14 protein-coding genes and 1 tRNA gene are annotated in these 10,413 nt (G+C 67.5%); 11 read left to right on the top strand and 4 right to left on the bottom strand.

Annotated elements, in window-relative coordinates:
* The coding region (locus tag ACFV9G_RS17630) for a biotin carboxylase N-terminal domain-containing protein (RefSeq protein ID WP_378728792.1) at positions 1-248 on the bottom strand (248 nt) is incomplete at its 3' end.
* A 68-nt stretch (positions 249-316) separates the two neighbouring features.
* Positions 317-1,279, bottom strand: a complete 963-nt coding sequence (locus ACFV9G_RS17625; protein ID WP_378728791.1) for an N-acetylglucosamine kinase — start codon at positions 1,277-1,279, stop codon at positions 317-319.
* A 112-nt stretch (positions 1,280-1,391) separates the two neighbouring features.
* On the opposite strand from ACFV9G_RS17625, the gene ACFV9G_RS17620 reads away from it, so the two are divergent.
* The 6 genes from ACFV9G_RS17620 (at position 1,392) to ACFV9G_RS17595 (ending at position 7,462) form a co-directional block, all read left to right on the top strand.
* Positions 1,392-2,156, top strand: a complete 765-nt coding sequence (locus ACFV9G_RS17620; protein WP_378728790.1) for a sugar isomerase domain-containing protein — start codon at positions 1,392-1,394, stop codon at positions 2,154-2,156.
* Positions 2,157-2,207: 51 nt separating this feature from the next.
* On the top strand, positions 2,208-3,617 hold the full coding sequence (ngcE, locus tag ACFV9G_RS17615) for an N-acetylglucosamine/diacetylchitobiose ABC transporter substrate-binding protein (RefSeq protein ID WP_378728789.1): 1,410 nt from the start codon (positions 2,208-2,210) through the stop codon (positions 3,615-3,617).
* A 4-nt stretch (positions 3,618-3,621) separates the two neighbouring features.
* A complete protein-coding gene (locus ACFV9G_RS17610; RefSeq protein WP_378728788.1) occupies positions 3,622-4,647 on the top strand; it encodes a carbohydrate ABC transporter permease in 1,026 nt (341 codons plus the stop codon).
* The gene (locus tag ACFV9G_RS17605; protein WP_378728787.1) at positions 4,644-5,531 is read left to right on the top strand and encodes a carbohydrate ABC transporter permease; all 888 of its coding nucleotides are present in this window, start codon (positions 4,644-4,646) and stop codon (positions 5,529-5,531) included. The genes ACFV9G_RS17610 and ACFV9G_RS17605 overlap by 4 nt, the downstream gene beginning before the upstream one ends.
* 66 nt (positions 5,532-5,597) lie before the next feature.
* Positions 5,598-6,776, top strand: coding sequence for an acyl-CoA dehydrogenase family protein (locus ACFV9G_RS17600; RefSeq protein WP_378728786.1), 1,179 nt, complete (start codon positions 5,598-5,600; stop codon positions 6,774-6,776).
* 80 nt (positions 6,777-6,856) lie between these two features.
* The gene (locus tag ACFV9G_RS17595) at positions 6,857-7,462 is read left to right on the top strand and encodes a GtrA family protein (RefSeq protein WP_378728785.1); all 606 of its coding nucleotides are present in this window, start codon (positions 6,857-6,859) and stop codon (positions 7,460-7,462) included.
* Here ACFV9G_RS17595 and ACFV9G_RS17590 read toward each other — a convergent pair.
* Positions 7,419-8,018, bottom strand: a complete 600-nt coding sequence (locus tag ACFV9G_RS17590) for a Maf family protein (RefSeq protein ID WP_378728784.1) — start codon at positions 8,016-8,018, stop codon at positions 7,419-7,421. The two genes, ACFV9G_RS17595 and ACFV9G_RS17590, sit on opposite strands and share 44 nt — an antisense overlap.
* Positions 8,019-8,161: 143 nt before the next feature.
* On the opposite strand from ACFV9G_RS17590, the gene ACFV9G_RS17585 reads away from it, so the two are divergent.
* The 3 genes from ACFV9G_RS17585 (at position 8,162) to ACFV9G_RS17575 (ending at position 9,192) form a co-directional block, all read left to right on the top strand.
* Entirely contained in the window at positions 8,162-8,545 is a 384-nt protein-coding gene (locus tag ACFV9G_RS17585; protein WP_378728783.1) for a DUF805 domain-containing protein, read from the top strand.
* A 50-nt stretch (positions 8,546-8,595) separates the two neighbouring features.
* Positions 8,596-8,677, top strand: a tRNA-Leu gene (locus ACFV9G_RS17580).
* A gap of 110 nt (positions 8,678-8,787) precedes the next feature.
* The gene (locus ACFV9G_RS17575) at positions 8,788-9,192 is read left to right on the top strand and encodes a hypothetical protein (RefSeq protein WP_378728781.1); all 405 of its coding nucleotides are present in this window, start codon (positions 8,788-8,790) and stop codon (positions 9,190-9,192) included.
* 3 nt (positions 9,193-9,195) lie between these two features.
* Here ACFV9G_RS17575 and bcp read toward each other — a convergent pair whose 3' ends face one another.
* A complete protein-coding gene (gene bcp, locus ACFV9G_RS17570) occupies positions 9,196-9,666 on the bottom strand; it encodes a thioredoxin-dependent thiol peroxidase (RefSeq protein ID WP_141806014.1) in 471 nt (156 codons plus the stop codon).
* An 81-nt stretch (positions 9,667-9,747) separates the two neighbouring features.
* Between bcp and ACFV9G_RS17565 the strand changes: the two genes are divergently transcribed.
* Positions 9,748-10,005: a DUF3618 domain-containing protein gene (locus ACFV9G_RS17565; protein WP_378728780.1), complete on the top strand. Its 258-nt coding sequence runs from the start codon at positions 9,748-9,750 to the stop codon at positions 10,003-10,005.
* Positions 10,006-10,059: 54 nt separating this feature from the next.
* Entirely contained in the window at positions 10,060-10,362 is a 303-nt protein-coding gene (locus ACFV9G_RS17560; protein ID WP_045549525.1) for a co-chaperone GroES, read from the top strand.
* Positions 10,363-10,413: the final 51 nt, after the last annotated feature.

Raw genomic sequence — 10,413 nt, 5'->3', positions numbered from 1 at the left:
GCGCCGGACTGGTGGGCGACGTCGAGGATCTTCTCGATGGAGAGGTAGGACTCCGCCGGGGTCGCGCCGCCGAGTGCGTAGGACTCATCGGCCAGCCGTACGAACAGCGCGTCACGGTCCGGGTCGGCGTAGATCGCGACCGAGCCGATCCCGGCGTCCTTGCACGCACGGATCACTCGCACGGCGATCTCACCGCGGTTGGCGATCAAGACCTTTGTCAGTGGCTTGCTCAACGAGAACTCCTCCATCGGTGAATGCATGGACATGCTAGGGGAGGCCATCTCGCCCAGACGCCAGCCGCCCGTCGTAACGATTGTCACACCTCGGTGAGCTGAGCGAGCGAGGAGGTTACTCGGCGGTACACGGCGTCGTCGACGAGTACGCCGGCATGCCGCAGCGCCAGCACGGCCGCTCCGGCCAGGCCGTCGGTGGCGACCACCGCCCCGGGAGCGACCCGGGCGGCGAAGTCGGGCTGCCGGGCCAGGACGCTCCCGGCCGCGACCAACGGCCCCTCGACATCAGGCGTACGCACCGCCGCCAGCGTCTCCCGCAGTCCCACGGCCGCCTGGTCGAGGATGCCCGCGGCGACCTCGTCGCCGGCACCTGCCGCGGTGAAGACGAGGGAGGCGAAGTCGGCCAGTCGCAGGGGTGGCATCGCGTAGAGCGCCGCCGTCGCCGCCACCAGGGTCCCGGTCCGTCCGCCTTGTGGCCGCTCGTCCCGGATGGTGCCGAGCCGGTCCAGCAGCAGGTCGGTCAGCAGCGTCTCGGCGCCCCGCCCGTCGAGCGGCGCGAGCCCGGCACGTACGACCTCCCGGCCCAGCCAGAAGCCCGAGCCGACGTCCCCGATCAGCCAGCCCAGCCCGTCCGAGATCCCGGCCAGCCGGCCGTCCTCGACCCGCACCGCCGACGCCCCCGTGCCAGAGAGCAGCACGTAGCCATCAGGCGCCGCCGTCCCCGAGAAGTACGCCGCCAGCACATCGAAGTCGAAGACCGGCTCGACCGCGACCAGGTCGGAGAGTGCGGCCACGATCGCGGTCCGATGGCCGGGGTCGCCCGCGCCCGCCACCGCCAGAGCCGCGCCGGCGAGCCGGCCGGTGTTCGCGGAGGTCACGGCCTGGGTGACCGCGGCCCTGATCGCCGTCGTGGCAGCGTCGATTCCGGCGGAGGTCGGGTTGCCGCTGCCGGCCTTCCCGATGCCTCCGCAACGTCCGTCGGAGGAGACCACGACGGCGCGAGTGCTGGTGCCTCCCGCGTCGAGTCCCAGATAGTTGTGAGTCATTGACACCGTTTCGTAACAGAAAACCATTGCCAGGCGTACTCTCTCCAAATAGTTTTCGTGCGCAGGGCTCGGCATACGGTCGCGGCCCGAGTTTGCAAAGTGGGTGGACTAATTGACCAGTGACGTGTTCGCGACCTTCGATGAGCAGGTTCGCACACGCCTGTCCGAGCTGCAGTCCGTGGCCCAGTCCGGCGGCCTCGACAAGGCGGTCGAGGCGATGGTCGGCAGCATCCGCAACGGTGGTGTGCTGCAGGCCTTCGGCACCGGTCACTCCCAGGCGTTCGCGATGGAGATCGCCGGGCGCGCCGGTGGCCTGATCCCCACCCACGCCATCGCTCTGCGCGACACGGTCCTCAAGGGCGACCGGCCGGCGAGCGATCTCAAGGGCGGCCTCCTCGAGCGTGACACCAACATCGCCAACGAGCTCTGGGAGCTCCACGAGTTCCACCCCGAGGACGTCTTCCTCATCGCGTCCAACTCCGGTGTCAACGGCTCCATCGTCGGCATCGCGCTGCGCGCGAAGGAGGAGGGCCACACGGTGATCGCGGTGACCAGCCTCGAGCACACCAACGCGGTCACCCCCAAGCACCCGAGTGGTAAGCGCCTGGCCGAGATCGCCGACGTGGTGATCGACAACCTGGCTCCGTTCGGCGACGCCACGGTCCCGCTCGCCGACGCCGACGGCGTCGCCGCCGGTGCCGTCTCCTCCATCACGGCGGCTTACATCGCCCAGCTCCTGACCCTCGCCACCGCCGCGAGGATCCAGGAGGCAGGCGAGACGCCGCCCCTCTATCTCTCCGCCAATATCCCGGGTGGCGATGAGCACAACGATGCGTTGAAGGCTCGCTACGGCGAGCGCATCGGAAGCATGGCCTGAACACCCGTAATGAAGAAGTAACGAGGAACCCACCCGAAAGAAGGCAGCACGATGTCCCAGCAGCTTCACCGGCTCGACCGCCGGACCCTTCTGCGCGGCACCCTCGCCGGCGCGGCGCTCGTGTCGTTCTCCGGAGCGCTCGCCGCGTGTGGCGCGCCCGGTAGCGACAGTGACAACTCCGGCGGCGGCACCAAGTCCGACACCAACCCGTTCGGGATGCCCAAGGACGGCACCGTCGACGCGGTCATCTTCGACGGCGGCTACGGCTACGACTACGTCGAGTTCGCCGCCGGCATCGTCGGCAAGGAGTTCGCGGACGCCGACCTCAAGGTCAGCGCCACGACCAAGATCGCCACGGAGCTGCAGCCGCGCTTCGTCGGTGGCACGCCCCCGGACCTGATCGACAACTCGGGTGCGGACCTGATCGGTTTCAGCTCGATCGCCGCCCAGCTCGAGGAGCTCGACGACGTCTTCGCGGCCGACAGCTACGAGGGTGTCAAGATCGAGGACACCCTCTACCCGAACGTGAAGGTGCCCGGCACCTACAGCGACCGGTTCGTGGCGATCAACTACGTCATGACCCTCTACGGCGTGTGGTACTCCGCCTCGCTCTTCGAGGAGAACGGCTGGACCGCGCCGAAGACCTGGGACGAGGCGCTCGAGCTCGGGGCCAAGGCCAAGGCCAAGAAGAAGTACCTCTGGACCTGGGGCAAGGAGGCGGCGACCTACTACCGCACCCTGGTCATCGACTCGGCGGCCAAGGAGGGCGGCGACGAGGTGCGCCTCGGCCTCGAGAACCTCGAGAAGGGCATCTGGTCCCACCAGGTCATCCAGGACATCCTCGGCAAGCTCGGTGAGATGGTCAGCCAGGACATGTTCATCCCGGGCGGCGCCGGCACCCAGTTCACCGCCGCGCAGGCCAAGTGGTCCAACGACCAGCAGGCGCTCCTCTACCCCAGCGGTGGCTGGATCGAGAACGAGATGAAGGACGCCACCAAGGCAGGCTTCGAGATGACCGGCATCCCGGAGTTCGTGCTCAGCGACAGCCCGGCACTGCCGTACGAGGCCGTCCGCGCCGCGGCCGGCGAGGCGTTCATCGTCCCGAGCAAGGCGAAGAACCCCGCCGGCGGCAAGGAGATCCTCCGCGCCATGCTGTCGAAGGAGGCCGCGACCAACTTCGCCAAGACGAAGCTCGCGCCGACCATCGTCAAGGACACCATCCCTGCCGACGGGTTCGGCTCGGCGGCGCTGAAGTCGCAGAGCGCGATGCTCGACGCCGCCGGTGAGAACACCTTCAACTTCCAGTTCTACGACTACTACGGCACCAACGCCGACGAGCTCGTCGTGTGGAACTCGTTCCTCTCCGGTGACCTCGACGTCAAGGGCCTGACCAAGGCCGTCCAGGGCATCTTCGACAAGGTCGCCGACGACTCATCGATCGAGAAGCTCAAGGTTTCCTGACACCATGCCAGACCCATCCACCACGATGGCCGTGACGGCCGGCGGCCCCTCCGAGGAGAATCCTTGGGGGGCCGCCCCCGGCCGGCGCCGCCGCAAGCTCACCCTCGACCGGGCACTGTTCATGACGGTCTTCCTCGGCCTCCCGGTCGCGGTCTTCGTCATCTTCGTCGTGGTCCCGATCGGGCAGGCCCTCTTCTACTCGCTGACCGACTGGACCGGCTTCTCGCCGGTGATGAACTTCGTCGGCCTGGACAACTACGCCAAGCTGCTCGACGACGAGACCTTCCTCAAGGCGCTGCGCAACAACATACTGCTCACCCTCGTGGTGCCGCTGGTGACTCTGGTCGCGGCACTGGCGATCGCGGTGGTCGTGACCACCGCCGGTCCCAGCACCGGGCAGGTCCGCGGTCTGAACGGGTCCGGCTTCTACCGGGTCGTCTCGTTCTTCCCCTACGCCGTCCCGGCCGTCGTCATCGGTCTCCTCTGGGCGCAGGTCTACGACCCTGCCGCCGGCCTGCTCAACGGCATGCTCACCGGCATCGGCCTCGACGGGTTCAAGGACTACGCCTGGCTCGGGGAGGTGCGTGCGGCGATGCCGGCCTCGATGTTCGTGATCATCTGGGCGAGCATCGGCTTCTACACGGTGCTCTTCGTGGCCGCCATCAAGGGCGTACCCGCGGAGATCTACGAGGCCGCCCGCATCGACGGCGCCGGCCGCTTCCGCACGGCCATCTCGATCACGCTCCCCTCGATCCGCGACAACGTGCAGACGGCCTACATCTACCTGGGGATCCTCACCCTCGATGCGTACGTCTTCATGGCGGCCCTCGCCCCCGGCGGCGGCCCTGCCAACAGCACGCTGACGATGAGCCAGCACCTGATGAACACCGCTTTCAAGAAGAGCCAGTTCGGCTACGCCACCTCGATGGGCGTGGTGCTCGCCCTGGTCACGCTGCTCTTCGCCGCCCTGGTCTTCGTCGTCTTCCACTTCGCTGGCGGACGGGACAAGAAGGGAGAGGTAGGCCGATGAGCGCCGTCACTCTCGACAAGCCGGTCGCCACCCACTCCGACGGGCAGCGACGTACCCCCGGCGACGCACTGGTCGCAGGCACCTCGCACACGATGCTGATCATCTGGTCGGTGATCGTCATCGTGCCGTTCTGCTGGGTGGTGCTCTCCTCGTTCAAGACGTCGAAGGAGATCCTGTCCTCGCCGTTCTCGCTGCCCGCGGAGTGGAGCTTCGACAACTACGCCAGCGCCTGGACCAAGGCCGGCATCGGGACCTACTTCTTCAACACGGTCATCGTCGTCGGCACCGCACTGGTGCTGGTGATGCTGCTGGGGGCGATGTGCGCCTACGTGCTGGCCCGGTTCGAGTTCTTCGGCCGCAGGGTCATCTACTACACGATGCTCGCGGGGCTGACCTTCCCGGTCTTCCTGGTCATCGTGCCGCTGTTCTTCGTGCTCCAGGGCTTTGGGCTGCTCAACACGCTGCCCGGGCTGATCCTGACCTACGTCGCCTATGCGCTGCCGTTCACCGTCTTCTTCCTCTACGCCTTCTTCAAGACGCTGCCCGACGACGTCTACGAGGCGGCGATGATGGACGGTGCGGGCGAGTGGCGCACGTTCTTCCAGATCATGCTGCCGATGGCCGCACCCGGGATGGCCGGGGTGGCGATCTTCAACTTCCTGGGGCTGTGGAACCAGTTCCTGCTCCCTGTGGCGCTCAACACCGACCGGGACAACTACGTGCTCACCCAGGGGATGGCCTCGTTCTCGTCCCAGGCTGGCTACAACGTCGACTTCGGCGCGCTCTTCGCCGGGGTGGTGCTGACCGTGCTTCCGGTGCTGGTCGTCTACCTGATCTTCCAGCGGAGGATCGCGGGAACGGTCTCGACGGGCACGTTCCGCTGACCCTGATCTGATTCGGATGTGACGCGGATCTCGCGCCCTAGGTTAATAAGCGCTAACCTAGGGCGCGTGACCGCCTTTCTCCAGCCCGAGCACGAAGAGTTGCGTGCTGTCGTCCGTGACTTCGCCCAGAAGGAGATCGCGCCCCATGCCTCGCAGTGGGACCGCGACCATCACTTCCCCGTCGATGTGGTCCATAAGATGGGTGAGCTGGGCCTGTTCGGCCTGACCGCCCCCGAGGCGTACGGCGGGGGCGAGGGTGACCTCGTCGCGCTCTGCGTCGCGATCGAGGAGCTCGGCCGCGTCGACCAGTCGATCGGGATCACGCTCGAGGCCGCCGTCGGCCTGGGCATCAACCCGATCCTCACCTACGGCACCGACGAGCAGAAGGAGCGCTGGCTCCCCGACCTCGTCGCGGGCAAGAAGCTCGCTGGGTTCGGCCTGACCGAGCCGGGTGCCGGCTCGGATGCCGGCGCGACCGCCACCAAGGCCGTCCTCGACGGCGACGAGTGGGTCGTCGACGGCTCGAAGCAGTTCATCACCAACTCCGGCTCCTCGATCACCTCGGTGGTGACCGTGACCGCCCGCACCGGCGAGCGCGCCGGCGGCAAGCCCGAGATCAGCACCATCATGATCCCCTCGGGCACGCCCGGGTTCACCGCGGAGAAGGCGTACGACAAGCTCGGCTGGCACGCCTCGGACACCCACCCGCTCTCCTTCGACGGTGCCCGGGTGCCGGCCGACCACCTCCTCGGCGAGCGTGGCCGTGGCTACGCCCAGTTCCTGGCCACCCTCGACGACGGCCGCGTCGCGATCGCCGCGCTCGCGGTCGGCTGCATCCAGGCCTGCCTCGACATGGCGCTCGAGTACGCGGGGGAGCGGCAGACCTTCGGCGGCCCGATCGGCCGCAAGCAGGGCGTCGCCTTCCAGATCGCCGACCTCGAGGTCATGCTGCGAGCCTCACGCCTGCTGACGTACGAGGCCGCGGCCATGAAGTCCGGGCTCGACTCGGGTGCCGTGACGATGAAGGAGTTCAAGCAGGCGGCCGCGGCCGCCAAGCTGTACGCCACCGAGTCGGCCGTCACCGCGACTCGCATCGCCACCCAGGTCTTCGGCGGCTACGGGTTCATGGAGGAGTACCCGGTGGCCCGTTTCTACCGCGACGCGAAGATCCTGGAGATCGGCGAGGGCACCTCCGAGGTGCAGCGCATGCTGATCGCGAGAGGTCTCGGCCTTCCCGTCGAATAGGCGCGAATCCTACGGCACGCTGAACGAAACCCGCGAAGTAATCAAGAGCCATCTCACCATTCACCGTTTACTCTGGCCACATGGTGTTCGGGGGACAGCTGCTGGGACGGCTGCGTCGCACCCGCGTCTTCGGTGAAGCGGTCCGCTTCATGATGGTCGGCGGAATCGCGACAGCAGTCGCCTTCGTGCTGTTCAACGGACTGGTCCACGGCTTCTTCCTGGGTGCGGGGCCGATGAACGGTCAGCCGATCCCGGCCTACATCATCGCCAACACGGTCGGCATGCTGATCAGCTACGACCTGAGCCGCCGCTGGACGTTCCGTCACCGTGTCTCCGACCACCCCGACGGCGGGTTCACGGCCTACGTCGTGATCAACGCGGTCACGATGGTGCTGCCGGTCGCCTGCCTGTACGTCACCCGCAGCGTGATCGGCTGGGACAGCGCCATCGCCGACAACCTCTCGGCCAACGTAGTCGGCGTGCTGATGGGTCAGGTCGCCCGGTTCTTCCTGTTCCGGAAGTTCGTCTTCGGTCGCCCGATCCGCTACACGCAGGTCTACGGCAGCGTCGAGGAGGAGGCGGCAGCGCTCAGGGCTGCCGAGGGCGGGCCGCTCCTGGTGGCCCCGGAGCCTCGCGAACGGGTCAGCGGTTCCACAGATCGGGCCAGGCGTGACCGAGCCGGCTGAGCAGGTCGCGTAGCAGCGGCAGGCTCAACCCGACCACGTTGTGGTGGTCGCCCTCGATCCCGGTCACGAACGCTCCGCCGAGCCCGTCGATCGTGAACGCACCGGCGACGTGCAGCGGCTCACCGGTCGCGACGTACGCAGCGATCTCCTCGTCGCTCACATCGGCGAAGTGCACCGTCGTGGCAGCTGTCTGCGACACCTGCTGACCGGTCGCGGTGTCGATCAGCGCGTGCCCGGAGACGAGTACGCCGCTGCGCCCCCGCATCTCCCGCCAGCGCTGGGTCGCCTCCTCGGGATCGTGCGGCTTCCCCAACGGCTTCCCGTCCAGCTCGAGGACGCTGTCGCACCCCAGCACGAGCGCCCCCTCGGGCACCTCAGGTCGGCCGGCGACCGCGTCCCTCTTGAGCTCGGCGAGCCCGAGCGCCAGCTCTGTCGGTGGCAGCCCGTCGAGCCTGCTCTCGTCGACACCGGAGACGATCACCACAGGCTCGACACCTGCGCTGCGCAGCGTCTGCAGCCGGGCGGGGGACTTGGAGGCAAGGACCAGCGTGGTCATGGCTCAACCCTAGGGGTAGCGGTCCTTTACCCCGGAGTCCGTCCCGACTAGGTTTCGCACATCCAACCCATCTCAATGAGGAGAAATCCGAAGTGACGGATTACCCGCCGCCCCCGCCCCAGCAGCCGTACGGTGCTGGCCCCGTGGGCGAAGTTACGCTGAGCCAGCCGCTCCGCGGCGCGTCGCCCCGCGACGCCATCGTGCGCTTCTTCAAGAAGTACGCCTCCTTCGAGGGCCGCGCCAGCCGGTCCGAGTTCTGGTGGCCCTGGGGTGCTGCTGTGGTCGTCAACATGGCGATCAACCTGCTCCTCGGCGCGGACTCGACCGCCGGCTCCATCATCGGCGGCATCTTCGCGCTCGCCATCCTGGTCCCGTCCCTCGCGGTCGGCGCCCGACGCCTGCACGACACCGGCCGCTCCGGCTGGTGGCAGCTGCTCTGGCTCCTCCCGTGCATCGGCTGGATCGCGCTGATCGTCTTCTGGGTCCTCCCGGAGAAGCCCGAGGGCGACAAGTACAACGTCGCCTGACCGGCGGCTAACCACGAGCGACGATCAGTCCCTAGACTGATCGTCGCTCGGCCGAAGTGGTGGAATTGGCAGACACGCAGCACTTAGGATGCTGTGCTCTAGGGCGTGCGGGTTCAAGTCCCGCCTTCGGCACACAGAGTCCGGGTCCGACCCGGGGCGTCCCAGGGTCGATCCTGATGGACAACAGACCCTTGACCCTCAAGGATGGAAGCACAACACCCCATCTGAGGAGAGATGAAGTCATGTCGTTCAAGGACAACGCGGCAAACTGGCGCGATGGCGTCCAGAAGGGCGTCGAAGGCGCCAAGCCCGCCGTCGAGGACGCCAAGGTGAAGTCAGCACCTCACCTTGTCACCGGCGGCGAGAAGACGATCGAGAAGGCCGGCGAGTTCCGGGCTCAGATCGAGGCCAAGCGGGCCGCGATGGCGTCCGCACCTGACGCCGAATCGCCGCGCAACCAGGCCCTGTCGGGCCTGCTTCAGGTCGGCGCCGCCGCGACCGATGTCGCCGCCCAGGCGGGCGAGTGGCTGAAGGAGACCGGTTCCAAGTGGGGCACCGACACCGGCCCCGTGGTCGTCGAGCCCAAGGAGATCCCGGGGGACGTACCTCCCCCGCCGGACTTCAAGAAGCCCGACGACCAGCAGTAAGGACTACGAGGCGAGGCCGAGGTCGCGGCGGAGCTTGGCGACGTGTCCGGTCGCCTTGACGTTGTACTGCGCGACCTCGATCTTGCCCTCCTCGTCGACCACGAACGTCGAGCGGATGACGCCCTCGACGACCTTGCCGTAGAGCTTCTTCTCGCCGTAGGCGTCGTACGCCTTGTGCACCGAGAGGTCCTCGTCGGAGGCCAGGGTGATGGTGAGCCCGTCACGCTCGCGGAACTTCGCGAGCTTGGCGGGCTTGTCCTTGGATACGCCGACGACCTCGTAACCGGCGGCCTTCAGCGAGTCGATCGAGTCGGTGAAGTCGCAGGCCTGCTTGGTGCAGCCGGGGGTCATCGCGGCGGGGTAGAAGTAGACGATCACCTTGCGGCCGCGGAGGCTGCTGAGCGAGACCTCCGCGCCGGTGTCGTCGGGAAGAGTGAAGTCGGGGGCCACATCGCCCGGCTCGAGACGCGTCATGACGCCAACCTACCCAACTGATCCGGCGAACCGCAGCGGTGGAGCACGCAGTGGACGTACGCCGGTTGCTAAGGTCTGCGCATGTCCAAGGACCAGACTTCCTCGCTCGAGTCCGAGATCGAAGAGATCCGCGACCGGCTCGCAGGCACTATCGACGAGCTGATCTACCGGGGCAGCCCCAAGACGATCGTCCAGCGCCAGGTGGCGGCCTTCAAGGCGGTCTATGTCGACCCGGTATCCGGGGAGCCGAGGATGGGCAACATCGCCAAGACCGTCGGCGGGGTGGTGGGCACGGTCGTGCTCATGGCCACGCTGCGTAAGATCTCCAAGGCCAACTGACCACTCCCCACCGGCAAGGCAACGACGGACGTGACCGACAAGACCCCCATCAAGATGCTCCACGACCGGGTGCTGGTCGAGGTCGGGTCCGACGCCGGTGAGCGTCGTTCCTCGGGCGGCATCGTCATCCCGGCGACGGCCGCCATGGGCGCGGCCCGGCGGCTCACCTGGTCACGCGTGGTCGCGGTCGGTCCGCACGCGCGCGCCGTCGAGATCGGTGACCGGGTCCTCTTCGACGCCGACGACAAGCCGGAGGTCGAGGTCGCCGGAGAGGTCTACATCCTGATGCGTGAGCGTGACGTGCATGCTGTCGCCGCCGAGCGGATCGCTGACGAGTCGACCGGGTTGTATCTGTAGTCATGCCGAGTCGGCTCGTTCTAACGAGCCGACTCGGCACGGATTTTGGTC

This window comes from Nocardioides sp. NPDC059952 (assembly GCF_042730435.1).
Taxonomy (GTDB): Bacteria; Actinomycetota; Actinomycetes; order Propionibacteriales; family Nocardioidaceae; genus Nocardioides.
This window is presented reverse-complemented; position numbering and strand designations above follow the sequence as displayed.